The organism is Nissabacter sp. SGAir0207 (genome assembly GCF_005491205.1).
Classification (GTDB): Bacteria; Pseudomonadota; Gammaproteobacteria; order Enterobacterales; family Enterobacteriaceae; genus Chimaeribacter.
Map to the genome: position 1 here is coordinate 3346171 of NZ_CP028035.1, position 26042 is coordinate 3372212.

Annotated in this window: 25 protein-coding genes and 1 tRNA gene; 14 read left to right on the plus strand and 12 right to left on the minus strand. The window is 56.0% G+C overall.

Going from position 1 to position 26042, the window contains the following annotated elements; translation table 11 throughout:
* Nucleotides 1-14 precede the first annotated feature (14 nt).
* From C1N62_RS14990 to C1N62_RS15015, 6 genes are all read left to right on the plus strand, one after another.
* On the plus strand, nucleotides 15-836 hold the full coding sequence (locus C1N62_RS14990) for an ABC transporter substrate-binding protein (protein WP_137764386.1): 822 nt from the start codon (nucleotides 15-17) through the stop codon (nucleotides 834-836).
* Between the two features lie 77 nt (nucleotides 837-913).
* Nucleotides 914-1735 (plus strand): amino acid ABC transporter permease, encoded by an 822-nt coding sequence (locus C1N62_RS14995; RefSeq protein WP_137764387.1) that lies wholly within the window; start codon nucleotides 914-916, stop codon nucleotides 1733-1735.
* Nucleotides 1732-2508 carry an amino acid ABC transporter ATP-binding protein gene (locus C1N62_RS15000; RefSeq protein ID WP_137764388.1) on the plus strand — a complete coding sequence of 259 codons (777 nt, stop codon included), beginning with the start codon at nucleotides 1732-1734 and terminating at the stop codon, nucleotides 2506-2508. Before C1N62_RS14995 ends, C1N62_RS15000 begins: the two co-directional genes overlap by 4 nt.
* Nucleotides 2505-3584 (plus strand): Gfo/Idh/MocA family oxidoreductase, encoded by a 1080-nt coding sequence (locus C1N62_RS15005; protein ID WP_240775706.1) that lies wholly within the window; start codon nucleotides 2505-2507, stop codon nucleotides 3582-3584. Before C1N62_RS15000 ends, C1N62_RS15005 begins: the two co-directional genes overlap by 4 nt.
* 37 nt (nucleotides 3585-3621) lie before the next feature.
* Nucleotides 3622-4737, plus strand: coding sequence for an FAD-binding oxidoreductase (locus tag C1N62_RS15010; protein ID WP_137764389.1), 1116 nt, complete (start codon nucleotides 3622-3624; stop codon nucleotides 4735-4737).
* A 283-nt stretch (nucleotides 4738-5020) separates the two neighbouring features.
* Entirely contained in the window at nucleotides 5021-6190 is a 1170-nt protein-coding gene (locus C1N62_RS15015) for a PAAR domain-containing protein (protein WP_137764390.1), read from the plus strand.
* Between the two features lie 629 nt (nucleotides 6191-6819).
* Here C1N62_RS15015 and C1N62_RS15025 read toward each other — a convergent pair.
* From C1N62_RS15025 to C1N62_RS15050, 5 genes are all read right to left on the minus strand, one after another.
* Nucleotides 6820-7686 carry a phosphorothioated DNA-binding restriction endonuclease gene (locus C1N62_RS15025; RefSeq protein ID WP_137764392.1) on the minus strand — a complete coding sequence of 289 codons (867 nt, stop codon included), beginning with the start codon at nucleotides 7684-7686 and terminating at the stop codon, nucleotides 6820-6822.
* 744 nt (nucleotides 7687-8430) lie between these two features.
* Nucleotides 8431-10719 carry a UvrD-helicase domain-containing protein gene (locus C1N62_RS15030; protein WP_137764393.1) on the minus strand — a complete coding sequence of 763 codons (2289 nt, stop codon included), beginning with the start codon at nucleotides 10717-10719 and terminating at the stop codon, nucleotides 8431-8433.
* Entirely contained in the window at nucleotides 10706-11497 is a 792-nt protein-coding gene (locus C1N62_RS15035) for a hypothetical protein (RefSeq protein WP_137764394.1), read from the minus strand. Before C1N62_RS15035 ends, C1N62_RS15030 begins: the two co-directional genes overlap by 14 nt.
* A gap of 371 nt (nucleotides 11498-11868) precedes the next feature.
* On the minus strand, nucleotides 11869-12120 hold the full coding sequence (locus tag C1N62_RS15045; RefSeq protein WP_137764396.1) for an ogr/Delta-like zinc finger family protein: 252 nt from the start codon (nucleotides 12118-12120) through the stop codon (nucleotides 11869-11871).
* Nucleotides 12117-12827 (minus strand): hypothetical protein, encoded by a 711-nt coding sequence (locus tag C1N62_RS15050; RefSeq protein WP_137764397.1) that lies wholly within the window; start codon nucleotides 12825-12827, stop codon nucleotides 12117-12119. The genes C1N62_RS15045 and C1N62_RS15050 overlap by 4 nt, the downstream gene beginning before the upstream one ends.
* A gap of 517 nt (nucleotides 12828-13344) precedes the next feature.
* Here C1N62_RS15050 and C1N62_RS15055 point away from each other — a divergent pair.
* Genes C1N62_RS15055 through C1N62_RS15080 form a run of 6 tightly spaced genes read left to right on the plus strand, consistent with a single transcriptional unit; the run spans nucleotide 13345 to nucleotide 17307 of the window.
* Nucleotides 13345-13602, plus strand: coding sequence for an AlpA family transcriptional regulator (locus C1N62_RS15055; RefSeq protein ID WP_137764398.1), 258 nt, complete (start codon nucleotides 13345-13347; stop codon nucleotides 13600-13602).
* Nucleotides 13599-13847 (plus strand): hypothetical protein, encoded by a 249-nt coding sequence (locus tag C1N62_RS15060; RefSeq protein WP_137764399.1) that lies wholly within the window; start codon nucleotides 13599-13601, stop codon nucleotides 13845-13847. Before C1N62_RS15055 ends, C1N62_RS15060 begins: the two co-directional genes overlap by 4 nt.
* Before the next feature lie 13 nt (nucleotides 13848-13860).
* Nucleotides 13861-14388: a host cell division inhibitor Icd-like protein gene (locus tag C1N62_RS15065; protein WP_137764400.1), complete on the plus strand. Its 528-nt coding sequence runs from the start codon at nucleotides 13861-13863 to the stop codon at nucleotides 14386-14388.
* Nucleotides 14385-14651, plus strand: a complete 267-nt coding sequence (locus tag C1N62_RS15070; protein ID WP_137764401.1) for a hypothetical protein — start codon at nucleotides 14385-14387, stop codon at nucleotides 14649-14651. The genes C1N62_RS15065 and C1N62_RS15070 overlap by 4 nt, the downstream gene beginning before the upstream one ends.
* The gene (locus tag C1N62_RS15075) at nucleotides 14641-14979 is read left to right on the plus strand and encodes a DUF5375 family protein (protein WP_137764402.1); all 339 of its coding nucleotides are present in this window, start codon (nucleotides 14641-14643) and stop codon (nucleotides 14977-14979) included. The genes C1N62_RS15070 and C1N62_RS15075 overlap by 11 nt, the downstream gene beginning before the upstream one ends.
* A gap of 9 nt (nucleotides 14980-14988) precedes the next feature.
* On the plus strand, nucleotides 14989-17307 hold the full coding sequence (locus C1N62_RS15080; protein WP_137764403.1) for a primase-helicase zinc-binding domain-containing protein: 2319 nt from the start codon (nucleotides 14989-14991) through the stop codon (nucleotides 17305-17307).
* A gap of 188 nt (nucleotides 17308-17495) precedes the next feature.
* On the opposite strand, the gene C1N62_RS15085 is transcribed toward C1N62_RS15080, so the two are convergent.
* On the minus strand, nucleotides 17496-18746 hold the full coding sequence (locus C1N62_RS15085; RefSeq protein WP_137764404.1) for an integrase arm-type DNA-binding domain-containing protein: 1251 nt from the start codon (nucleotides 18744-18746) through the stop codon (nucleotides 17496-17498).
* 164 nt (nucleotides 18747-18910) lie between these two features.
* Nucleotides 18911-18995: transfer RNA gene (locus C1N62_RS15090), tRNA-Leu, on the minus strand.
* Between the two features lie 248 nt (nucleotides 18996-19243).
* On the opposite strand from C1N62_RS15090, the gene ampH reads away from it, so the two are divergent.
* Nucleotides 19244-20389: a D-alanyl-D-alanine-carboxypeptidase/endopeptidase AmpH gene (ampH, locus tag C1N62_RS15095; protein ID WP_137764405.1), complete on the plus strand. Its 1146-nt coding sequence runs from the start codon at nucleotides 19244-19246 to the stop codon at nucleotides 20387-20389.
* 68 nt (nucleotides 20390-20457) lie between these two features.
* On the opposite strand, the gene fucP is transcribed toward ampH, so the two are convergent.
* Genes fucP through C1N62_RS15120 form a run of 5 tightly spaced genes read right to left on the minus strand, consistent with a single transcriptional unit; the run spans nucleotide 20458 to nucleotide 24991 of the window.
* Nucleotides 20458-21687 carry an L-fucose:H+ symporter permease gene (gene fucP / locus C1N62_RS15100; protein WP_137764406.1) on the minus strand — a complete coding sequence of 410 codons (1230 nt, stop codon included), beginning with the start codon at nucleotides 21685-21687 and terminating at the stop codon, nucleotides 20458-20460.
* A gap of 54 nt (nucleotides 21688-21741) precedes the next feature.
* The gene (locus tag C1N62_RS15105) at nucleotides 21742-22095 is read right to left on the minus strand and encodes an L-rhamnose mutarotase (protein ID WP_137764407.1); all 354 of its coding nucleotides are present in this window, start codon (nucleotides 22093-22095) and stop codon (nucleotides 21742-21744) included.
* On the minus strand, nucleotides 22092-22868 hold the full coding sequence (locus C1N62_RS15110) for an SDR family oxidoreductase (RefSeq protein WP_137764408.1): 777 nt from the start codon (nucleotides 22866-22868) through the stop codon (nucleotides 22092-22094). The genes C1N62_RS15105 and C1N62_RS15110 overlap by 4 nt, the downstream gene beginning before the upstream one ends.
* Nucleotides 22846-23712: an amidohydrolase gene (locus tag C1N62_RS15115; protein WP_137764409.1), complete on the minus strand. Its 867-nt coding sequence runs from the start codon at nucleotides 23710-23712 to the stop codon at nucleotides 22846-22848. The genes C1N62_RS15110 and C1N62_RS15115 overlap by 23 nt, the downstream gene beginning before the upstream one ends.
* Nucleotides 23696-24991 carry an L-fuconate dehydratase gene (locus tag C1N62_RS15120; RefSeq protein ID WP_137764410.1) on the minus strand — a complete coding sequence of 432 codons (1296 nt, stop codon included), beginning with the start codon at nucleotides 24989-24991 and terminating at the stop codon, nucleotides 23696-23698. The genes C1N62_RS15115 and C1N62_RS15120 overlap by 17 nt, the downstream gene beginning before the upstream one ends.
* A 244-nt stretch (nucleotides 24992-25235) precedes the next feature.
* Between C1N62_RS15120 and C1N62_RS15125 the strand changes: the two genes are divergently transcribed.
* On the plus strand, nucleotides 25236-25991 hold the full coding sequence (locus C1N62_RS15125; RefSeq protein WP_137764411.1) for a FadR/GntR family transcriptional regulator: 756 nt from the start codon (nucleotides 25236-25238) through the stop codon (nucleotides 25989-25991).
* Nucleotides 25992-26042: the final 51 nt, after the last annotated feature.

Below are 26042 nucleotides of genomic sequence, written 5' to 3' on the forward strand. Positions count from 1 at the left end.
AAAACGGATGAGCTATGAAATCGCACCTTCACCTGCACAAATCGTCTCTGAACGCACTGGCCGTGGCGCTGATCGCTTCGGCTCCCCTCTGGTCAGCGGGCGCGGTTGCCGCCGAGGCCAACCCCTATGGGCTGATCGAGCCGGGCCACCTGCGGGTCGCCAGCCTGGGTGACGCTAAACCTTACACCTTCACTGACAAGAGCGGTAACTTTACCGGCTTTGATGTGGAGTTCTTCAAGGATGTCGCGCGCCGCATGGGCATCCAGCAGGTCGACTTCATCGGCCAGGACTTCACCGCCATCTTGCCGGCGGTCGCCAACGGCCAGTATGACGCTGGCGTGGCGGCCATCGGCATCACCCCGGCGCGCGCCAACACCGTGGACTTCTCCACCGGCTATCTGGTCGGTTTCCTGACCGTGCTGACGCGCAGCGACTCCGGCGTGAAGAACGTGGAGACACTGGCCGGCAAGCGGCTGGGCGTGGTGCAGGGCACCCTTCAGGAGGCCTATGCGATCAAGCATTTCACCCAGACCGACGTGGTGCGTTTCCCGGACAACAACGCGGCGGTCTCGGCGCTGAACAACGGCACGCTGGACGCGATGTTCCTCGATAACGAGGCCGCCAAAAGCTATGCCGAGCGCTTCAAGCTGGCAACCGCCGCCGACATCCCCTCCTTTGATGCGCCAGCCGGTGTGGCGATCGCCAAGGGCAAGCCGGAGTTCAAGGCGGCGCTGGACAAAGCGATCAAAGCTTCGATGCAGGATGGCACCTGGAAACAGCTCTATGAGAAGTGGTTCCCCGGCTCGCCGCTGCCGAAGCAGTATTTGCCCCAGTAATCCCGTGGACGCCTGGCGTTCAGAGTGCCAACAGGTGAGGGGCGCGCCCCGTCACCCGCTATCTGTGAGACACGGCTATGGATCTGTTAACTGTACTTTCGCGCACCTTCTTTGACTTCCCGTCGATGCTGGAGGTGCTGCCGCAACTGCTCAGCACCGGGCTGGTGAACACGGTGATCATCTCGGTGGCGGCAACGATTCTCGGCACGCTGTTCGGCCTGATTTTAGCGCTGATGGGCATCTCCCCGTCGCGCTGGCTGCGCATCCCGGCGCGCCTCTATACCGATCTGTTCCGCGGGCTGCCCTCGATCCTGACCATCCTGCTGATTGGCCAAGGGCTGGCCCGCTTCAGTTACCAGATCTTCGGCCCGACCCCCTACCCGCTCGGCATCTTCGCCCTCAGCCTGATCGCCAGCGCGTATATGGGCGAGATCTTCCGCTCCGGCATCCAGAGCGTGGAGAAGGGGCAGATGGAGGCGTGCCGCGCGCTCGGCATGAGCTATGGCCGCGCCATGCGGCTGGTGATCATCCCGCAGGGGATCCGCCGCGTGCTGCCAGCGATCGTCAACCAGTTCATCGCCATCATCAAGGACTCGTCGTTGGTCTACCTGCTGGGCCTGATGACCGGCCAGCGCGAGCTGTTCCGCGTCGGGCAGGATGCGGCGGTGCTGACCGGCAACCTCTCGCCGCTGCTGCTGGCGGGGCTGTTCTACCTGGTGATCACCGTGCCGCTGACCCACGCGGTCAACTATATCGACACCCGCTACCGCACCGGCCGCCGCCGTATGACCGCGCCACGCAGCGGCCTAAAAGAGGTGGCCGAGGTGCAACCCCAGACCGCGCCGTCCCCGGTGACCGGCGGCCAGATCAACCCCCTGATCACGGAGCGAGGACAATGATGAGCCAACCCACCCCAGCCGCCGCGGGCGACGCCCTCGCCTACCACGGTGCCAGCCTCGAGCTGCGCGACCTGACGCTGGCCTACGGGCCGGTGGAGGTGCTGCGCAAGGTGTCGCTGCACGTGCCGCCCGGCACCACCACCTGCATCATCGGCCCCTCCGGCTCCGGCAAGTCGACGCTGCTGCGCGGCATCAACCGGCTGCACGAGCCGCTCTCCGGCGACGTGCTGCTGGCCGGGCGCTCGGTGCTGCGTGATAAACCCGACGCGCTGCGGCTGCGCATCGGCATGGTGTTTCAGCACTTCAACCTGTTCCCTGACCATAGCGCGCTGGAGAACGTGGCGCTGGCCCCCTGGCGGGTGAAGGGGCTGCCGCGTGCACAGGCCGAGGCGATCGCCCGCCAGCGGCTGGAGGAGGTGGGCCTCGGCCCGCGTGCCGACCACCGGCCGCGCGATCTCTCTGGCGGCCAGCAGCAGCGCGTCGCCATTGCCCGCGCGCTGGCGATGGACCCGGAGGTGATGCTGTTTGATGAGGCGACCTCGGCGCTCGATCCCGAGCTGGTGAAAGGCGTGCTGGCGCTGATGGCGGATCTCTGCCGGCGCGGCATGACGATGGTGGTGGTCACCCACGAGATGGGTTTCGCCCGCCGGGTGGCTGACCAGGTGGTATTCATGGATGAGGGCGAGATCGTCGAGTACGGTTCGCCGGACGCGATCTTTGACCGTCCGCAGTCGCCGCGTCTGCAACGTTTCCTTTCGGAGGTTTTATCTTGACGCATCAGTTGGTTACTTCAGAACGCATCCGCACCGCGCTGGTGGGGTTCGGCATCTCGGGCCAGGTGTTCCACGCGCCGCTGTTGGCGGCTGACCCGCACTTCAGTCTGGCGGCGATCGTCACCAGCCGCGAGGATCGCATCCTCGCCGCGCAACAGCGCTACCCGCAGGCGCAGATCCTCGCCGACTGGCAGGATCTGCTGCGCCGGATCGACAGCGGCGAGCTGACGATCGATCTGATCGTGCTCGGCACCCCACCGGCGCTGCATGCGCAACAGGCGCAGGAGGCCAGCGCCCGCGGCATCCATCTGGTGGTGGACAAGCCGTTCGCCGCCAACGCCCGTCAGGCGGCGCAGATGATCGCTGGCGCGGAGGCCAGCCGCACGCTGCTGACGGTGTTCCATAACCGCCGCTGGGATGGCGACTTCCTGACCCTCCAGCGCCTGCTGGCGGAGGAGGCGCTGGGGCGCGTGCGCAGTTTTGAGTCACGCTTTGAGTGGTGGCGGCCAGAGGGCTTCGGCAACTGGCGCGACCGCGTGACGCTGGCCGAGGGCGGCGGGCTGCTGCTGGATCTTGGCAGCCACCTGATCGATCAGGCGATCCAGCTCTTCGGCCCGGTGCGTACCGCCACCGCGGAGCTGGCGCGCCACAGCCCAGCCACCCTCTCTGACAGCGACGAAGACGCCTTTGTCTCGCTGCTGCATGAGAGCGGCGTGCGCTCGCGCCTGTGGATGAACGGGCAGGCGGCACGGCCCGCGCCCCGCTTCCACCTGCTCGGCAGCCGGGCGGCCTACACCAGTTGGGGGCTGGATAACCAGGAGCCGGATCTGGCGGGGGGCATCACGCCCGATGACGCCGCCTACGGCATCACCCCCGAGGCCCGCTGGGGCACCCTCGGGCAGGGCACCGATGAGCAGCGGGTTACACCCGTGCGTGGCGACTACCCGGCCTTCTACCGGCAACTGGCATTGGCGCTGCGTGAGGGCGCGCCCCCGCCGGTCGATGCCTACGGAGCGCTGGCAGTACTGCGCGTGATTGACGATCTCCATGCGCGCTTTGCGGTGCGCAGCGCCTGAGCGGCGCTCCCTTTTCCCTATTGCAAGGATCAGAACGATGTCTGTGAACTCAACTAAAACGGTGGTGGTACTGGGCGGTGGCGTGCTGGGGGTCTCTTCGGCGCTGGAGCTGGCGAAGCGGGGCGCGCGCGTAACGCTGGTGACCGAGGCAGCGCTCTGCTCCGGCGCTTCTGGCCGCTCGCTCTCCTGGCTCAACTCGGCGGGCGAGCGCACCCTGCCCTACCATGCGCTGCGCATGGCGGGCATCGATCGCTACCGCACGCTGTTCGCCCGCAACCCGGCCTGCGACTGGCTGCGCTTTGACGGCGGCCTGTTCTGGGCCGCTGATGACGCCGCTGGCACCCGCGCCCGCCACGCCTACGAGCGCGCCCACGGCTATGACTCGCACCTGGTGGAAGCCGCCAGCGTGCCTGCCGTTGACCCACAGGTGAACGCCAACGCACTGGCGGAAGTGGCGATTGCCAACCCCGGCGAGGGCTGGGTCAGCCTGCCGCACCTGATCGCCTTCTTGGCGCAGCAGTTCCGCGCGCTGGGCGGCGAAGTCATTGAGCATGCTGGCAAAGCGACGGTACTGACCGAGCAGCAGCGCGCCTGCGGCATCCGCAGCGAGCTGCGCGGCGAGTTCCGTGCCGACGCAGTGCTGGTAGCCTGCGGCCCCTGGACGCCCGAGGTGGTCGCGCCACTCGGCGTCACCATTCCCAACGGCTCGCCGGTCTCGATGCTGGTGGTCAGCCAACCCACCGCCCACGGCCTGAAAGTGGTGATGAACACCCCCCGCGCCGCAGTACGCCCCAACCCCGGCAGCACGCTGGCGGTGGATCACGACTGGTATGAGGAAGAGCTCAAACAGCAACCCGACGGCAGCTACACCATCGCCGAAAGCGTAATAGAGACCCTGATGCACGAAGCAGGCGCACTGCTAACAGACAGCACACCTCTCAAGGCCGACAACTGGAAGATTGGCCCCAAACCGATCCCCGGCGACGGCAACCCCGTACTCGGCGAACTTGAAAAAGTACCCGGCTGCTTCGTCGCCTTCACCCACTCCGGCGCAACGCTGGCCCTAATCGTCGGCGAACTGCTGGCCGATGAAATCGTCAGCGGCGAAAAACACCCCATGCTCGCTACTTTTCGCGCGGAGCGCTTTGGTTGAAATTGGCAGTGGTGATTTTTATTTAGGGAAGTGGGAGTAATTTTTTGAGTGAGTGCCGGCTGTGAGGGGGGCCGGCTTTACTGGTCAAGGGAGAAATACTTAATTAATGTATTTTGGATAAATTATACAGCCGTAAAAACCATTTTTTCGTGGAATATTATTCTTATGATTTATGGCTAATTTTTATTTATTGATTTTTGTAGATAATATGGATGCTATCAAAAAACAGGTTTATCATTTCGTCATCCCAAAATGGCTTGAGAATCGATAGGCTAAATTATCTATGAAAAAAGGCATTATGCTTACTCAAGGAGATAAAACGACCTGTGGCGGAAAAATAATAATGGGTTCTGCACATGGTGAGGCTTTTGGTAAGTCTTTGGCACAAGAGGGTGACCCTGTGACATGTGGGAAAGATGGGAAAATTTATAAAATTGTTGGGGGGATCTCTTTTATCACTTCAGGCGACAGCTTAAAACGCCTTGCAGGGTCGCTTGATAGCTATAGCTCTTGCCCATGCAAAGCTAAGTTTTTGCCCTCACATGCTTATCCTGTTTACGAGCAGGAAGCGCTGCCTAAAGCAATTCAACGTCATCATGTGACAGCTGTTGCTACACCTACACCATCAATGGCAAAGCCGTCAGCAAACCTCTCACAACCTGCGCGCACATTGAAAGCAAACTCTCACTTTTCTGGTATTTCATTACCCACAGATAACACGTTATCAGATGGTGTCTATCTCTGGACTGAGACTATGGGAGCAGGACACGCCTTTGTTTCAGTACACGAGAATACTCATATCTCTCTTTATACCTATGGCCGCTATGGAAGAACAGGCCCTGGGAATTTAACCGGCGACGGTATTCTTAATTTTTTACAAGATGAAGATGCCAGGAGTTACTATAGGATCGAACTGTATCGAATGGGTGCTCGTGCGTTCCATATCACTGACGCAAATGTAGTAATGGCAAGAAAGTTCTTTGAAGATCTCTGGAATAACGGCACACCCGCAATACCTACTCTAAAAATGCCGGATACAACCAGAAGACAAGGTCACACTATTGATGAGTATGATGTCACAGGAAGTAACTGCACTACCCATTCAGTCGAAGGGATCAAGTTTGCTGGTTCTAAGGTGTTTGAAAGCGGCTATACATCTATGACAACGCAGCTCCCTATCGACGCTGAGGAAGATTTCACCGTTCCTGTCTCTCTCCAGAGGTATCTGGTAGCGAAGAGTGCTGAGCTTTCATCAATGTTAGTCGTCGAAGTGACCGATGCCTTTAAAGCAATGTATATGAATAAAGACGATCTGCATTACTTACAGGATTCTCGCGGTGGCAGGCTTCAGCAAGTTGCCGCAGAAAGTGCAGCTTTGGGAGATTCTTTGTCCCCCTATTCTGGCGGTACAATTGGCGGCGTATTAGGAGGATCATATGAGATTGACGAGTAGAACCAAGACGTTTCTTCGATGGAGCGGAATTTTTATTGTCTCTCTATGTTACTTTCTAGGGCTATTCATTGCTTCGCAATCATTTGCAGTTTTCTTGGAAAGCCAGAGTCTGTTGCTATCTAATCCAATTTCTATGAATACCTATAACCAAGCGATGGATTCATTGATACAAGCTACAGACAGGGTATTTGATGCCGCTATTTATGGATTCGCAATTTGTGTTCCTTTTATTCTTTTTATTTTTAAGAAGATAAGATGAACCTTAGGGCTATAAATTTTTGCTTTATTCATGCTAAAAAAGTGAATTATTACCTTTTAATGTTAAGGCAAAGATCAAATTTAAGTAAGCCATTAGTAAGCTAAGTATCTATAAGAACCGTAAAACACAGTGCTGGCTGAAAGTAAAATTTAATTCAAATCACTTTAAAAGCTGGCATACTCACCATAACGGTTGAACCTTATTGCGTGGTTAGCCAGCAAAAAATCATTGATTACTAAAAAAGTGATTAATATCTTCGCATAATCCCTTCTCTAGCACTAAGTTATTAATCAGTTATAATCGGCATCAAGGTATTTATTTATCATATCTATTACTCATTAACTTAGGTGAAAGTAAACTTCCAACTTATTCACCTGAATACCTCTTTCCTATGCCAGCCCACAAACTGCTCGCTTGGATAATTTTCTTTAACCGGTGGCAACGCAATCGCCTTTCCCGCAAAATCCCAGAACAACCGCTGTACCACCCCACCACCATTCACCGCGTCGGAAACCATCACACGCATATTTTCATCCAAGCCAATCGAACCGCGATCAAACGCTTTATGATGGATCGCACACAATGCCAAGCCGTTAGGCACTTCACAGGGGCCATTATGTTGCTTCCATCTAATATGGGCAGCTTCTAAAGCAATAGGCGCATTGTCGTGACGCATGTTGAAGCCACAGATCGCACACTGATAATTGTAAGCACGCAGCACCATCTGGCGGAACTTCGGATCGCGCTGACGAAGGGAGGTGCGAATATCAAAACCCATTTCATCAGCAATATTCTCCTGAATACTCGTTGGAAAATGTGCCTCCAGAAGCTGCTGCGCCAATGTATCAATTAACTTATGATTTTTTGCCACCAATGCAAAATTGTCGGCATCAAATCCACCCGCGACATTATATTTGGTAAGTTCACGTCGAGGCGGCTGGCGGCTACCGTTAGTTGAGCACATCTCCGCGTTTTGTAGTTCCCAGAAGCCATCACCCTTCAGACGCCAGAACGGCATGTCCGGGCGCTGGTCACGGCGCTGCGGCCCATAACGTTCCAGGAGATCCAATAAGGGCTCATAGATTTCAGAACCATAGTTAAACAGGCGATCATGCCCCTGCCGATAGTGTGAGAGGACGTGCAGCAGCAATAATGGCTTATGTGGCGCACGCTGTTCGCCTTTGCGCCAGATAGTAATATTTGCTATTGCCTGCTTTAGGGTTTTGTCAGAGGTCATTACGTTGAATAATCCATGAGCACATATTTGTGATAATGCTCGCAATTATCTGTATGTTCAAGGCATTATGTTACCACATGAGGTATCGCATTTTGAGCCATGCTGAGAGTGCTTAACACCTTCTAGTAGCTCATGATCTCACGTAATCGTCCGACTTGTTTCTGATTAGCGGGCAAAACTCAGCTCGCTTGAACGAATGAAAATAACAAGGTGGGTCCGACGGCTAGTAGCGTTAACAGCCTGCCAGAGTAATGACCAATACTTAGAATAATTTGGGAATACTTCAAGATTTAGAGCCGTATGATGCTGTGTTTTCGCTATAGCAACTGTGCTGATGATCTCTTATCCGGAGCTGTAGTCGACTAAGCCGCTCTGTACGGTAGAACGCATAATCTTTGTAGTTCATTGCTGTAAACAAGCCGCCACTAAGTTGAGCGGAGCCGATACATCATTGAGCCGACAGGTATCTGCACAAGCAAGTTGATATAAGTTAATTTGCGATGAGAGAAGCAGAAAGGACTGTATAGAGCACGAACTCCAGACACAAAAAAAGCCACCCTGGGGTGGCTTGATTGCATCTAGATGGTGCCGAAGGCCGGACTCAAAAATAAAACATAACCCCATGTTTTATTTAGACTATTTCTTAAAATTGAAAAAAAACGACCCCCAAACTGACCCCGCGGGCATATAGCTCATGATAATGAATTATTTTTAAGTTACAGCTGGCATAAAGCCAGCCATATACTAGTTTTTTATCACCTCAATTTTACTAGTTTTTATTGCATGCTCTAAAACTTCACTTTCACCACGTATCGCTTCACCGATAATATTAACAATTTTTTTAGCCCGCGTTACGGATACATATAGTCTATTATGAGCGATGTAATTTTGAAACATTTTAGTAGCAGTTGAGTTTGCTTTGGCTACATCAGGAATTCTTCCTTTATCTACCCCCACCAAGACAACAGCTTCGAACTCAAGTCCGCCGACAAAATCTGCCATTGTTAGAATATATAAACTACTTTTTTCTGCCTGACTAACAGTCGATAAATCACCGCGCTTTGTTATTTCAACGAATCTTTTTTTATTTTCATTAGCAAATGATATACCTTCTGAATAAGTAAATCTGTCGAAATATATTATAGCGACTTGATGTTTCTTTGCTTTCAAGTTTTCTTTAATACTATCCGCCAAATCGAAAGCTTTTTGATACATGTTAGTTTGGCCATCTACTAAATAATATTTTGGTATAACTTCCTCTAATTCATCACCATACACATAAGGTGACTCTGAAATTGGATTATCAAAATTAGTAAAAATATTTGCTCCATGTGAAGTTATTGAAAATGCCAAATCAGTAATAGAGGGGGAAGATCTGAATACAGCACTTAAGACGACCTCTTCTGTAGGGTTTTTTATACCTACAGAATTGTTAAATTCATTATCATTCCACGCAATATCCCCTAATGCTTGTGATAAATCTATAGCATAAGATATCGGTGATAAATTACTCTCTTTCGTTAAATAGTGTACTAAGGAAAGTTCATTCATATTGAACAAATGGACCTCATCAATAAATATGGCATCATAGCCCTCGGTTTTTCTTCTTCTGCGCCATATTGGAGAATCTAGTTTTGATAATGCAGAAATAGCAATATCGTCAACATCAAATAATGAAAGATTATTTAGAATATTAGAATATTTTTTATAAATGTTAAAGACAAAACTCCTATCATTTAATGTAGTTATTGGCAAGCCATATGAGGGCCTCCCAGAATCCTTATAGATATCAAAATCTTCATCTGAACGTCCCTTAATTACCACGCTAATCTCATGCCTAAGCATTTCAGCAATATGGAAATCATCTTCTTTAACGAAAAATTGATAAAGCTTTGGGCTGAGAAACCCTTTGCAAGATTCGAGGCTTTCTTTTTCCACTGAAACTAGCTCAACCAAATGTAGTAGTTGTACATTTTTTGACTCGAAAGTATCTTCGTCTAACAATTCAGTTTCATGGATATCTTGTTTTAAAAAACTAGTACAAACATCTTGCAAAGTCTTTATTTCTACTAAATCCAAAAGATTTTTACTATAATTTTCTATACTCCCTATCAACACTTCAAAAAAATATCTAACATTATTGATCATTTCTGTACTTGGCGCGATAAAAAGGAATTTGGCTTTTTTATCATTATAGGTAATCTCATTTAACCAATACAGCATTTTCATAACCATACAGATGGTTTTACCAGAGCCAGCAGGCCCCTCAATCCTAGCAGGTTCGTTATATACAGTTTTAATAAAGGTAAGCTGTTTTGACGATAGTTTTTTAAATGGATCCGTAAAACCTAAAATACTTGAGGTATCGATTCTTTCTGTCGTCAAATCAGTTGCAAGAAAGGCTGGTTGATGTTGAACTATTTTTTCCGTTTTTTTACTAATGTATGTATCAAATGAAAAAAGAAGATCTATAGATTTGTTGAAATTTGTTGTTGGATATTCTTCTCTAATACCATCGCCACCTGTTGTACCAAAACGATACGCCAAAAGATGTTTCCCCGGATATCTTCTTGAAAGTCTTTTTTCACTTGGCTGACGCTCTAAGGTTATTCGGTATGGAGAAGCAGAATTCATAGGGAAAGGAAATATAATTGCTTTACTTGAACCAGGCGGAAAGTACTCGTTATTATTAAACCCTAAATTTGCCCAATACTTTACGCAAAACCTTAGTGTCTTTTGTATAGCCGTGATAGCTAATGCTTCATTTACGCTATTAAAATCCATCCAATCCAAGTCAATTGTTAATGTATTTTTTTCAGATGAGAATTTCTCTTGCGGCGAAATGATAACATAACCTGATTTAGACTCTAAAAATAAAAGCCCTAACTCTTCTGTAAGAATTTTATCAGCCCAACCAGTAAATAACTTCGTCAGGTTTTGCGAAAGCATGAAATCAGAACTTTGTAATTCTCTGTTAGAAATAATAATCTTTGTAGCTTCTTCGGTCAATCCAATAAAATTAGCGCTTTTCATATACGTCCTTAATGATTAGGCGAGTATCTTCATGTATATCATCAGTTCCGATACGACTGTAGAACTGTGAAAATCTTTGCAGAATATGCTCAATATATGGTGACGAAACCACATTGAAAAAAGATGACTCTTGACCCTCCTTAATTTTCATATTTTTATATAGCGTGTTTTTGTCTCTTTTGTACTTTTGAAAATGAAGCGTTTTACTTATATTTTTCAATGCTTGTAAAGGTAAACTAATCGGCTCACCTAAATCAATCACGAATCCTTCCGAATTATCCCCTAATAACCCTTCTACAAAATAGACATTAGATTTTGCATGACTTAATAAGGAATCCAAGTATTTTTTATTATTCTCTTTGAGGATTTTAATTTCCGCATGAACATTTTTTTTGTCTATAAAGCAAAAATACTGCTTTATAGCTTCTTGTGTTTTGGAATCTATTTTCTTTGACTCCAAGTATTTTTTTATTTCATTCGCACCAAATATTTTATATTTTTCTATATCGATATTATACTTTTTAAGCAGTACATCAAATTGGTTACTTATTGAATTTATTGAACTTTTATAAATTTCTTCATCGCCGTATAAAGTCATCCAATCATTCAATTTATAAACTGGTAAACAGACAATTTTACTGATTTTTTCATGCTCAAGATCACATCGGGCAGTTATAATTATTCCATAACATTGGTTTCCTGAGGAGCTTTCTAAACATGAGAAAATGCTCCCTTGAGTAAAAGATCCATTAATACAGTCAATTACCACTTTCCGCATGGTCTCACCCACCTTTTATAAGACAAGAAAGACTAATGTAATAAGGCGCCAGCATCTAAAACAAGATAAACCTCATTCTAATGTGATCAACATAATATTTAATTTTCTTCTTTGAGTCTGGAGGGTTCGCGCGCAATGCTACCCCCGCCTCGCCTGCCCGCTTTATGCATCGTTTTTTATGCAGCTGCATGTACCGGGCGAAGCCGCGCCGGGCATGGGCTGACGGGGTGTTTGGTGCGCTGCATTCTGCATGCAAATCCATGCACGTTATGCATGCGTTGCTCTTTACAAACCGGGCTGGCCAGAAAAAGGGCGTTGAAAGGACGAAAAGCGGAGATAGAAAAGCCGCTGGTTTCAGCGGCCGTTGTTGGTCAGTGGAGGGTGCGGAAGGCTGAGCCGTAGCGCCCGATTGTCTGGCGTTCTTTCACCAGCTCCGGCGTGACTGCGGGAAGCGGTTCGGGCTGCGGCGGCGCGGTGATGACTTTCGTAATGCTCTCACTGGTTTTGAACGTGCAGGAGCAGTCGAGGCTGGTGCACTGGTGATAGCGCTCCTTCACCTGCTCCGACATATAGCGGCTCGATTTGGCGTGCGCCGGGCTTTTGCAGTACGGGCAGTGCATCATTTCTTTTTACCTTCCCTTATCCACGGACGGTGTACGTGGATGGCATCCCACGCCCTGTTGCGCTTAATCGGATTGGCATAAAGCACCATATCCACGCCAGTGAGCGCCGGACGCCACAGGCCGATATTCTCCAGCACCGGCGCTTCGGTCAGCACCTTCTCCGGCAGCGCGGCCGCCGCGCGGGTCAGCGCGTTACCAATCAGCTCCGCCACGACCTGCATATCGCTGCGCTCGTCGTCGCCGCGTGGACTGACCTTCTCACGCTGGAGCCGCAGGCGGATGGCCCACAACAGCGAAGGGCTGACGTTGCGCAGCGCCGACTGCCAGGTCGCGTCGGCAAACTCGTTGAAGGCCAGCTGGTGCGCATAGACGTATTCCTTACCCGTTACACAGGCGTTAAGCATGAAAACCTGTTTATCCAGCTCCAGCTCGGCAATCAGCCCGGTAAACTCTTCCGCCAGCTCCCGGCTGGCAATGCGCTGACTGTGCTCCGCCTTCAGCTCGTTGGTCAGGTTGCCGCGCAGGTTGCGAAAGCGGGTGCGCCAGTTCGTTTCGGCTTCCTTTCCCGCCTCAATAGCCGCCTCACGCTCTTTCTCGCAGCGGGTAATGTCGGCGCAGGTGTTGTTGTACTGTCTCATCTTCTCAAGATGCGCGGTGCGGGCTGCTTCAAAGCTTTTCAGGGTAGTGCTCTTTTCCGGGGTGCTCATAGCTTTTCTCTCTCTGTAAAGGATGTCGCTATTCTGCTATTCACCACCAGACAAATCATTTCATTGCTGCCCGCCTGTAGCTGAGCAAACACGACTGTATTCTGACCGCACAACCCCTTTGAGCTTTTAGTTTTATATAAAACTGTTCACTACTCTTCACTCTTGGAAAAAAGATAATAAATACATTAAGTAAAGGGGTGAACACTTGAGAATGAACTGTTCACCGAGTGTTCACCACTGTTCACCCGCTTTTAAGCCGGTCTTTTTCTGGCGAGCATTTTTTCAAAGTTTTTAGCTATTAATGCATCTGAGTTTCCGGTCAGTTTTTTATAAATGGCATTCTCTGGCATTCTTTGGCATACGGTGGCAAACAGTGTGCAACAGAACGCGATTTTGCTCATTTACCATCGGACGGCGGCTTGTTTACACGGGCAAAAATATTCTCACAATAGGGGGTTACCAGCACAACGCGACCGGAACCGGCCAGCGCCGCCCGGATACAAAATGAGGTAACACCATGCTTTCCACCGCTTCACCGTCCGCCCCGGCCACGCCGACTGTTAACGACCTTCAGTATCCCCGCGACCGCTTTATGCGCCTGCCGGAGGTTATCAGCACCTGCGGCCTGTCCCGCTCCACTATTTACGACCTGATTTGCCGCGAGCAGTTTCCCTCGCAGATTTCCCTCGGCGGCAAGAACGTCGCCTGGCTGGCGTCGGAGATTGACGACTGGATGCAGGCCCGCATCGCGCAGCGTGCCGGAGGTGCGGCATGATTAAGCTTAACTTCGGCACCCGCAGCTATCCGCTGAGCCAGGAAGAGGCCGTGTACGTGGCCGAAAGCCTGCTTTCCGCCGTCGGCGGCAAAAAATCCACGCTGCCCGCATTCAACAGCGGCCGCCACGGCCATATTTCAGTGCTCACCGAAAAACCGAAATCTGCGAAGGGAAGCAAGGGGGAGAAAAGCGAGAACTTCCGATCAAATCCGCCGCAACCCGATCACGTCCTGACCGATTGCTGAGGAAAAAGGCCCGATGTTTAAAAAAAGGCTTTTTTCTGGCGAGCCGCCGGTGTACTGTTTTCCCGCTGCCGCAAAATCGGCAGCCGGGCGTAGGAACCCGAGTTACTCAATGGCGACACAACACGCGCCATGCGTGTTTTTTTACGTCGTAGCCTCAGTGCGCCAATTTTTAGCGCAGCGGTTTTTGTGCCGTTGTGCCTCTAAGACAATGGTGGCTCAGGCGGGGCAGCCTTCGGGCTGGCCGGTATTCATTGAGGCCGGTATTCCTACCCCCGTCTGGGCTGCCACCCCCGAGTGTAGGAACTCTGGTGGTAGCGTTAACCGCTACTCAATGGAGTCTGCCACTATGGCCGCAACCCTCATTTCTGCACGCATGCAGTTCACCTTTTTATTTGCCGCCGTGCGCCGCGCCGATACCGCCGCCCGTCCCTGCATGCTGCGCACCACTGCCGAAACCGAAACTGCTGCCCGCCGCCTGCTGGCCCGCGATTACGTGCTGTTCTTTGCCGGTCGCCTGCCGTTCTGCGAGGTGGCCGCATGAATACTCTGTCCGCCCGACTCAATAACCACGACAGCTACCCCATTCCCCACGCCGATTTTCTCCGCCTTCAGCATGCCCACAGCGTCGGCGTGACCGTGCTCGACATGCTGAACGTGATTGAATGCTCCGGTAACCGCCACAGCGGCCCGGACGGCGACGCGCTGGCGTCCGTGGTGGCGCTGCTTACCGACCAGTTGGGAAAAGTAGTCAGCACATGCGAATCCGTCATGCTTAACGATATGGAGGTCTCCCGTGACAACTAACAATCAGTCCTGCCTGCCTATTGAGGTGCGCACCGCCGTTTACCGCCGCGCTGTGGCCCAGGGTTACCTGACCGCCTGCGAGTGCTACGGCCTCGACGTGTCCGCCTCGCTGGACGAGGTGCAGATGACCATCGCGCTGGAGCTGGAAGGCTACTACGTGCGGAAGTACGGCCCGGAAAACGGTATGGACATGGCCTGCACCATGCTCAGCGAAATGGTGCAGCCCGACGTGCTGGTCGCCGCGCCGCAGCTGACGCGCATGGGGGAAACCATGATGGATGAACTGCTGTGCGGCCGCCTGGCCGCCTCAAAAGCCACGCTGCACTAAGGAGGCCGCATGAAACATATCGTCACCGACACCGTGCGCGCCGCCGCCGGTCACTGGCCGCAGCTCTTACCCGCGCTGGGTATCAGCATCAACGCCGCCGGGCAGCACTCGCCGTGCCCGGTCTGCGGCGGCAAAGACCGCTTTCGCTTTGACAATCAGGCCGGGCGCGGCACGTGGGTCTGCAACCAGTGTGGCGCGGGCGACGGGCTGGCGCTGGTTGAAAAGGCGCTGGACGTGAACACAAAGGAGGCCGCCTGCCGGGTGGCCGGGCTGATTGGCACGCTGCCCGTCATGCTTCCGGCAGTTACGTCAGAAAAAACCAATGAAGAAAAGGCACAGGCCCGCCTTAAGGCCGCACAGGAAACCACCCGGCTTGTTGCCGGTGCGAAAGCGCAGGCCGGTAACGCCTACCTGAGCGGCAAGGGGCTGGCTGAAATGCCCGTTCTGACGCTGACCACGTCCAGACGTATCAGCGACACCACTTACCAGCCCGGCGACCTGCTTGTGCCGCTGACGGATTTTTCCGGCGCTACTGTCAACGCCCAGCTGATTAACGCGGACGGCACCAAACGTACCCTTGCGGGCGGCCAGGTGAAGGAAGCATTCCACCGCCTGGGCGAACCCGGCGACACGCTCTGGCTGACCGAAGGCTATGCCACTGGCCTGACCGTGCACCGGCTTACCGGCCAGGCGGTTTACGTGGCCTTAAGCGCCAACAACCTGCCCGCACTGGCGGAGCGCCTGCACGCGGAATACCCGGAGGCAATGATACTGATTGCCGCCGATAACGACGAGAACGGCACTGGCCAGCTGCGTGCCGAAGCGGCGGCAAAGCGCTGTAACGGAAAGCCCGCACTGCCGCCCGTCACCGGCGACTGGAACGACGTCTTTCAGACTGAAGGGGAAATGACCACTCAGGCGATGCTGACCGCGTTCACGCAGCCGAAAACGCTCAGCCCGTTTGAGTCGGTGAGCGAGGCCGACCTGAAGGCCATGAGCGCCAGCCAGAAGGCCGAGCTGCTGGCCGCGCACTATCTCAACACGCTGGCCGTGCCGGTCGTCGGTGAAGACCTCTGCCGCTATGAGGGCGGCGCGTGGCAGGTGCTGCCGTACCGGGTACTGAGCCGGGAAATCGCCGCGCTGTTTCAGAAGGTGCGCGCGCCGTTTTCGGCAACCGGCATTGGCGGCATCGTGGACACGCTCAAGCTGATGGTGCCGCAGATGGGCGCCCCGGCCCGGCGGCTGATTGGTTTTCGCAATGGCGTATTCGATACCGCAACCGGCACCTTTGGCCCGCATAAAAAAGAGCACTGGCTCAGAACCATCAACAGCGTGAACTACACCACGCCAAAGGCGGGCGAGAATCTGGCGGACGACGCCCCGAACTTCTGGCAGTGGCTGACGCGGGCGGCCGGACGTAATGAAACTAAGCAGGAGCGTATCCTCGCGGCGTTATTTATGGTGCTAGCAAACCGCTACGACTGGCAGCTTTTCCTCGAAGTCACCGGCCCCGGCGGCAGCGGGAAAAGCGTGATGGCGTCGATTGCCCGTCTGCTGGCAGGCGAGGACAACACCACGGCCGCCACCATCGACACGCTGGAGTCGTCACGGGAACGTGCCTCGGTCGTGGGCTACTCCTTAATTATTCTGCCGGACCAGGAGAAATGGAGCGGCGACGGCGCGGGCATCAAGGCGATTACCGGCGGCGACGCCGTGGCGATTGACCCGAAGTACCGCGACGCCTATTCAACCCACATCCCGGCGGTAATACTGGCGGTGAACAACAACCCGATGCGCTTTAGCGACCGCAGCGGCGGCGTATCCCGTCGCCGGGTTATCTTGCCGTTCCCGGACGTGATACCGGCAAACGAACGCGACCCGCAGCTGCTGGAAAAGATTGCCGGTGAGCTGGCAGTTATCGTGCGCCACCTGATGCAGCGCTTCGCCCGCCCGGACGATGCCCGCGAGCTGTTACAGGCGCAGCAGTCGTCAGAGGAAGCGCTGGAAATCAAGCGCAGCGCCGACCCGCTGGTCGACTTCTGCGGCTACCTGTCGCCACTGAGCACGCCTACCGGGCTGTTTATCGGCAACGCGAATATCCGGCCGATGAACCCCAGACGCTACCTGTACCACGCCTATCTGTCGTTTATGGAGGCCAGAGGGCATCAGCACCCCATGAGCCTGACGGCGTTCGGCCAGGCGGTGCCACAGACGCTGAAGGAGTATGAGATTGAGCTGCTGAAGCGTAAGACGAAGAACGGCATCCAGACCAGCCTGGAGCTGAGCGAAGACTGCGAGGCTGACTGGCTGCCACGCTGTGATGGCTAAGCCAGACAACAGACATCAAACCGGCTCCGGCCGGTTTTTTTATGCCTGAAGGTGAACAGTGTTCACCTCGGATGAACAGTGGTGAAGACTCCTTATGCAAGTGATCACCCCTCAATATGCTGAAAATAAAGAACAAAAATAAAAGGTGAACAGGGTGAACACTGTTCCGTAAAATCTTTTTTTCTGGATTAACGTTTGCCGAACTCATACGGAGTCAGATGATATTCATTATTGCTGTCTAAATAATCAGCCCACCACTGCACCATAAGCCGCCGCTCTTCAAGGTGCTCTGCCTTATGAATATAAGCCGCGCGAACCCCATTACGTTCCTGATGGCTCATTTGCCTCTCAACAGCGTCACGCGACCAAAGACCAGATTCAACCAATGCACTACATGCCATCGCTCTGAACCCATGGCCGCATATCTCTGTTTTTGTGTCGTAGCCCATTCGGCGAAGAGCATGGTTAATGGTGTTTTCGCTCATTGGCTTTGTCGGATGATGATCGCCCGGAAACACTAAAGCTCTATTTCCACTCAGCTCCTGAATATCTTGCAGTACAGCCAAAGCCTGTCTTGATAGCGGCACCAGATGGACGGTGCGCATTTTCGAACCACGATGGGAGTGTTTGACTCCTTCAATCGCTTCACGCTCTGCGGGGATAGTCCAAAGCTCTTTCTTAAAGTCGATTTCGTTCCATCGTGCAAACCGCAGTTCACTGGAACGGATAAAGACGTACAGGCTGAGCTTGAGAGCTAAACGGGTAAGCAGGCGGCCTTTATGTATTTCAATACGCTGAAGAAAATCAGGTAAATGTTCTAAAGGTAGAGCCGGTCTGTGAATGGCCTTTCTTGTTATGATTGCCCCCGCGAGATCCTGAGCGGGATTTCGGTCAACAATGCCAATCTGAACCGCATAACGCATAATACCCGTGATCCTTTGTTGCAAGCGGGAAGCCACATCCAAGCGGCCGCTTTGCTCTACCTCTTTCAGGGGCAACAGCAGGTCGCGGGTTGTTAAATCAGCAATATTTTGCTTACCAATTGCAGGGAAGATATTGCGTTCAAGGTCGCGCCATACTCGCTCAGCATGGCCGACAGACCAGCGTTTATTGTTGGCATGCCAGTCATAAGCCACTTTTTCAAACGTGTTGAGTGCTGCCTCTTCCTGTTGCCTCACCTCTTCTTTTTTTGCATTAGGGCTGACACCTTCCGCTATCAGAAGGCGTATCTCATCACGTTTCTCACGCGCTTTTGCCAAGGAGAGAAGAGGATAAGCGCCTAACGCTGTTCTGCTCTCTTTCCCTTCAAAACGATACTTGAGATACCAGCGTTTAGAACCGGTTGGTTTGATAAGAAGATACAATCCGTGGCCGTCAGTAAGTTTGTACTCTTTCTCACGAGGCTTTGCGGTACGGGCCGCGACATCAGTTAAAGGCATAATTTGGGGGTCAAAAGTTTATCGAAGCGAAGTGACCCCCATTCTGACCCCCAAACTTACCGGATGTCAATGGATGACCTCGGACGTATACGGACAGAATAAAAACTCTTACCCTTGATTTTAAAGGTTTTTTGGACTTCCTCGGACGAGGATGGGCAGGATATTGGTGCCGAAGGCCGGACTCGAACCGGCACGTATCTCTACGGTTGATTTTGAATCAACTGCGTCTACCGATTTCGCCACTTCGGCACTGAAGTAGTATGCGGAAAACGGGTGCATTATACCTTCCCCCGGAGCGCGTGCAACTGTTATCCCCTTTTCCATTTGTTAAGTGTCGAAAAAATCAGCGCTTCATGCCCTGCGGGGCGGTGGAGTCGTGTACCCGCGGGTTTGGGAAAGGTAAGAGAGGCTCACACTTTTTTGGCGGGGGGCACATTTTTCGCCTGTCAGGCGCGGCGGTTGGCTTTATGATGTCTGCCACCTGAATCTTGCCTCTCATGGAAACCAGATTGGCCAAACGACTCCCTTCCCTGCTGCTTGGGCTGGTGGCGGCTGCCCTGCCGCTCAGCGCTTTTGCTCAGGCGCAGTTGTCCTCCCAAGTGGTGGATAATTTTGCTGAACACATCTTCTATAACAGCGGCGCGCAAGGCATGGCGCTGGTGGTGATCGACAATAACCAGCAGGTGTTCCGCAGCTTCGGTGATACGCGGCCGGGCGATAATGTGCGGCCGCAGCCGGATACCCTGATCCGCATCGCCTCCCTTACCAAGCTGATGACCGGTGAGGTGATGGTGAAACTGGCCGATGAGGGCAAGGTGCGGCTGGTCGACCCGCTGAAGAAGTATGCGCCGCGCGGCGCGCGGGTGCCGGCTTACAATGCGCGTCAGCCTATTACCCTGCTCAACCTCGCCACGCACACCAGCGGCCTGCCGCGTGAGCAGCCGGGTGGCAAGGCCGGGCGGGCGGTGTTTACCTGGCCGACCGAGGCCAACCGCTGGCAGTACCTGAAATCCGCCAAGGTCACTACGCCGCCGGGGGTACATGCCGCCTACTCTAACCTCGGCTATGACCTGCTGGCCGATGCGCTCTCCAATGCCGCTGGCAAGCCCTATGCCTCGCTGCTGCGCGAGAAGGTCACTGGCCCGCTCGGCATGGTCAATACCACCTTCACGCCGACGGCGGCACAGTGCGCCCGGCTGATGGTCGGCAAGGGGAGCAGCCCTTGCACCAACACGCTGGCGGCGGCGGGCAGTGGCGGCGTCTACTCCACGCCGGAGGATATGCAGCGCTGGATGCAGCAGTTCCTGGAGAGCAATGGCCGTGCGCCGGCCCTTACTGCCACCCGCGACCAGACCATGTACTTCCGGCGTAGTGAGCTGGTCTCGCTGAAGGGGATGGATGTGCCGGGTCAGGCGGATGCCCTCGGGCTGGGCTGGGTGACGATGGCGGCGCGCGATGGCCGACCGACCATTATCCAGAAAACCGGAGGCGGTGGCGGGTTCATTACCTATATGGCGATGGTGCCGAAGAGAAACGTGGGGGTGTTCGTGGTGGTGACGCGTACCGAGCTGACGCGCTTTACCAATATGAGTGATGGCGTTAACGATCTGGTGACGGCGCTGGTCAATAACCAGTATGACTAACCCTCCCGCCTGACCGCTCCCTTCACGTTAAAGATGCCGGGCAGCCCTCGCCTGCCCGGCCCTTCCGATTACCCTTGTGCGCGGCGTTGGCTCAGGGCGTAGAAAAACACCACGGCAAAACAGGCCATCGGCAGCAGGTAGGCGATGGCGGTGTGGTAGTGGTCGGCCAGCGCGCCCATGAAGTAGGGCATGATCGCCCCACCGACGATCGCCATGATCATGAAGGAGCTGGCGCGCTTGGTGTGCGCCCCCATGTTCTTCACGCCGAGGGCAAAGATGGTCGGGAACATGATCGACATAAAGAAGAACACCGCCACCAGCGCCACCACCGACAGGTTATCGATGCTCAACACCACCAGCCCGCACAGCGCGATGTTCACCAGCGCATAGAGCATCAGCAGCGTGGTGGCCGCCACCCGCCCCATCAGCCAGGTGCTGAAGAAGCGCCCGACCATAAAGCAGATCATTGCCACCGAGAGCAGGTAAGAGGCGCTCTGGTTGGAGACGTTATCCCAGTGCTCGGTGGCGTAGTTGATGAAAAACGCCCCGACGCCCACTTGCGCTGCCACGTAGAAGAACTGCGCCACCACGCCGCCGACGAAGTGGCGGTGCTGCCACAACCCGCGTTGCACCTGCCCCGGCGCGTCGCCGCTCTCACGGATGTCCGGCAGGCGGGTGCGGCTGAACAGGAAGGCGATCAGCAGCACCAGCAGCGCGATGCCGACGTAGGTCACCTTCACCGACTCCAGCCCACTGCCCTGTTGGGTGGCGGAGAAGAAGAGCGTGCCGCCAATCATCGGGCCGATAAACTGGCCCAGCCCGTTGAAGGACTGCGCCAGGTTGAGCCGCCGCTCCGCCCCCGCCGGGTCGCCGAGCACGGTAGCGTAAGGGTTGGCGGCGGTCTCCAGACAACCGAGGCCGCTGGCGATCACAAACAGCGCCAGCAGGAACAGCGCGAAGCTGTTGGCCGCGGCGGCTGGCACAAACAGCAGCGCGCCGAGGGCGTAGAGGCACAGCCCCACCAGAATCCCCGCCTTGTAGCCGCGCCGATCCATAAACAGCCCGGCGGGCAGCGCCACCAAAAAGTAGGCGCCAAAGTAGGCCGCCTGCAACAGGCCGGACTGCGCCTTGGTGACGTGCAACGTCTCCTGAAAGTGCTTGTTGAGCACATCGAGCAGGCCGTAGGAGAGGCCCCACATAAAGAACAGGCTGGTGACCAGCATCAGCGCCCAGCGGCTGGCCGAGGCCATCTGGCTGACGCTGCCCGGCACCGGGGTCGCACTTTTATTGACGAGCATGTTAACTCCTTGATCCAAAGGTGGATAACGCATCGATGGCGCACACGCGCCGGGCTACTGCGCCGCGGGTTGATCCGCAAGGGAAAACAGGCGTTCCATCGTCACCCATTTGTCACCCGGTGGCGTCCACGGGGTGGGAAGCTGGTAGCGCCACATCAGCGCCTCCCAGCGCTGGATATGCGGGTTCTGTTCACTGGCCGCCGCAAAGGCCGCCGGGTCGAACGCGTCGGCCACCTCCATCACCATAAACAGCCGGGTGCCGAGCTGGTAAATCTCCATCTCCAGAATGCCGTGCCCACGCAGGTGCGCCGCCACCTCCGGCCAGATGCGGCGGTGGTGCGCCTGATACTCGGCAATCAGCGCTGGCGAATCGACCAGATCCAGCGCCTGACAGAGGCGGCGGCTCATGTGATCGCCCGGTCAAGGTGGGTGTAGCCGCCATCCACGCAGAGCCACTGGCCGGTGGTGTGCGAGGCGCGGGAGGAGAGCGTGAACACCACGGTGTCGGCGATCTCCTGCGGGGTGGTCATGCGACGGCCAAGCGGAATGCGCGCGGTGATGCTCTCCCGTTTGGCCTCCGGGGAGTCAAAGGAGGCGATCCAGCGCTCATACTGCGGCGTCATCACCTCCGCCGGGATCACCGCGTTGACGCGAATGCCATCCGCCAGCAGCGAGGTGGCCCACTCACGCGTCAGCGCCAGCACGCCCCCCTTGGCGGCGGTGTAGCCACTGGTGCCGCCCTGCCCGGTCAGCGCCGTCTTGGAGCTGATGTTGATGATGCTGCCCCGGCTGGCGCGCAGCGCGTCCAGACAGAGGTGCGCCATCAGGTAGTAGTGGATCAGGTTCTTCTCCAGCGAGCTGATGAACGCCTCGCGGCCCGCCTCCAGACTGACGCCATCGTTGACACCGGCGTTGTTCACCAGCCCGTCGAGGCGGCCGAAGCGCGACAGCGTCTCGCGCACCGCCCGGCGGCAGTCCGCCTCCAGACAGAGATCGGCGAGGATGGCGCACGCCTCCGGCTGGTGGCGGTGCAGCCCGGCCATGAAGGTGGCCTCGGGCGGCACGTTGGTGACGATCACCGGGATCGCCCCCTCCTCCGCCAGCGTCTGGGAGATGGCCGCGCCGATGCCGGAACCGCCGCCGGTGACGATCACGACCTTATCGGTCAGGTTGAGGTGCATAGTCAGGCTCCTGTAGGGCGTAGAGGCGGCAGGCATTGCCGCCCCAGATGGCGGCGCGTTCCGGCTCGCTCAGCCCGGCCAGCGCCTGTTCACAGAGTCCCGCCACCGCGTCATACTCCGCGGCCAGCAGGCAGACCGGCCAGTCGGAGCCGAACAGCAGCCGCTGCGGGCCGAACGCCTCCAGCGCGGCGTCGAAAAAGGGCCGGAGCTGTTCTGGCGTCCACTGCCCGCCGGGTGCCTCCGTGACCAGCCCGGAGAGCTTGCAGGCGACGTGCGGCAGCGCGGCCAGCGGCGCTATCTGCCGCGCCCAGTGCGCCGCGCCGCGTGCGATGTCAGGCTTGCCGAGGTGATCGAGCACCAGCCAGTGGCGATCATGGCGCGCCGCAAAGGCCGCTGCCGCCGCCAGATGGCGGTGGGTCACCAGCAGTTCATAGAGGTAGCCGCGCGACTGGATCAGGCGCATCCCCTCCGTCAGCGCCGGCTGGCTCAGCCAAGCGGCCGGGTTAGCCTCATCCTGCACCAAGTGGCGGAACCCGCGCAGCGCGCGGCGCGCCTGTAACGGCTCCAGCAGGTCAGCCAGCTGGGGCGAGGCGAGCGGCAGCCAGCCGACCACGCCGCGCACCTGCGGGTGTGCCTCCGCCAGCGCCAGCAGGAACAGCGTCTCCTCAAGGCTCTGGCGTGCCTGTACCGCGATGCAGCCTTCAAGGCGCTGTGCCGCCAGCCGCGGCAGCAGGTCATCGGGCAGGAAGTCGCGCCGCAATGCTGGCATGGCGTCGCTGATCCACGGGAACGCCTGTGGCCGGTAGCGCCAGAAGTGCTGGTGGGCATCAATGCGCGGTGTCATCACGCCCCCGGAAACGGTACTGTTCCAGCGAGGCGGGGTGCATCTCAATCGAGAAGCCCGGCGCGCGCGGCGGCATGTAGGCCGCGCCCCGGATCTCGCACGGATGCAGGAAGTGCTCATGCAAATGATCGACATACTCAATCACCCGTCCCTCGTGGGTGCCAGCGATGCAGAGGTAGTCAATCATCGACAGGTGCTGTACGTACTCGCACAGCCCGACGCCGCCAGCGTGCGGGCAGACCGGCAATTGGTACTTGGCGGCCATCAGCATCACCGCCAGCACCTCGTTCACGCCACCCATACGGCAGGCGTCAATCTGCACTACGTCAATCGCACCGCGCATGATGAACTGTTTGAACATGATGCGGTTCTGGCACATCTCGCCGGTGGCAACTTTCACTGGCGCGACCTGCTCACGGATCTTGCGGTGGCCCTCGATGTCATCCGGGCTGGTCGGCTCCTCAATGAACCACGGCTGGGCAAAGGCCAGCTGCTTCACCCAGTCGATCGCCTCGTCCACCTCCCACACTTGGTTGGCGTCAATCATCAGCTGGCGCTGCGGGCCAATCACCTCGCGGGCGATGCGCACGCGGCGGATGTCATCCTCCAGGTCACGGCCCACCTTCAGCTTGAGGAAGGAGAAGCCGTTGTCCACCGCCTGTTGGCAGAGGCGGCGCAGCTTCTCATCCGGGTAACCGAGCCAGCCGGCAGAGGTGGTGTAGCAGGGGTAGCCCTCGGCCAGCAGCGTCTCGCGGCGCTGCGCCTTGCCCTCGGCGCGTTCGGTGAGCAGCGCCAGCGCCTGCTCCGGGGTGATGCAGTCGGTGATGTAGCGGAAGTCGATGCAGCGCACCAGCTCCTCCGGCGTCATCTCCGCCACCAGTTGCCACAGCGGCTTGCCACAGGACTTCGCCCACGCGTCCCACACCGCGTTGATCACTGCGCCGGTCGCCAGGTGGATCGCGCCCTTGTCCGGGCCAATCCAGCGCAACTGGCTGTCGCTGGTGAAGCGCCGCCAGAAGGCGCCCATGTCAGCGGCGATCGTCTCCAGACTCTGCCCGACGATCTGGTGCGCCAGCGCGCGGATGGCGGCGCAGCAGATCTCATTGCCGCGCCCGATGGTGAAGGTGAGGCCGTGGCCGCTCAGCGCCGGGTCGTCGGTCTCCAAAATCACATAGGCGGCGGAGTAGTCCGGGTCGGGGTTCATGGCGTCGGAGCCGTCCAGCGCCAGCGAGGTGGGAAAGCGAATGTCTTCGACACGCAGGGCGGTAAAGGTGGTCATGGTTACCTCGCGGTTAAGGTCTAATGGTCAGGCCACTGGCGGTATAAAAACGGCCCGAAGGTCAGGCCACTCTGGTGAAATGTTGTTGCTCTGCCCGGCCTGCGGTTTGTTAAGATGGAAGGTAGAGTTGAACAAAACATCATCACACGTGGTTCATTTTTTACATGGCTATAACAATTCCTCAAGGGCGACAGGGGGGAATTGCTGGCTGAATCGCTTAACCGATCTAGGGGGGAAGGAGACCATGCCGATAACCAGACTGGAAAACCCACGGCTTTACAGGCAGATAGCAGACCAGTTGCGCGGCCTGATCGAAAAGGGAGAATTTCCGCCCGGCAGCCGGCTGCCCTCGGAGCGCGATCTGGCTGCCCAGTTGCAGGTGAGCCGCACCTCGGTGCGTGAGGCGCTGATTGCGCTGGAGGTGATTGGGCTGGTGGATGTGAAGGTGGGCAACGGCGTGATTGTGCGCCACCCGCCGCAGGCCGCCTCTATGGAGCCAGTGATGGCACAGGCCGGGCGCGGCCAGTGGGCGGAGCTGGATGAGGAGCTGGGCATTACCCTCGACTTGAATGCCGAACTGCCGCCCTTCTCGCTGCTGCAAACCCGGCGGCTGATTGAGCCGGAGACCGCCGCGCTGGCTGCCCGCTACGCCACACCGGAGGAGCGCGCCGCCATCCGTGAGGCCTACCAGCGCAACGTGGCAGACAACCGCGCCGGCTCCAGCACCCATCCCGGCGACCGGCTATTCCACATTCGCATCGCGCAGGCCAGCGGCAACCCGGCCTACGCCTTCATCATCGGCCACCTACTCGGCCACCGCTACGGCAGCATGTTCCGGGTGTTGCAGCGCCACTACACGCCACAGGATATGCCGCACCGCTCAGAGCAGGAGCACCGCGCCATCCTTGAGGCGATTGAGGCCGGGGATGCCGCCGCCGCCCGCAAGGCGATGAAAGCGCACCTGGACGCGGTGATCGCGGTCTTCGCCCGCCAGGGATAACGGCCAAAAAAAAGCCCCGTCGTGACGGGGCTTTAGTGGGGCAAGCTGGGG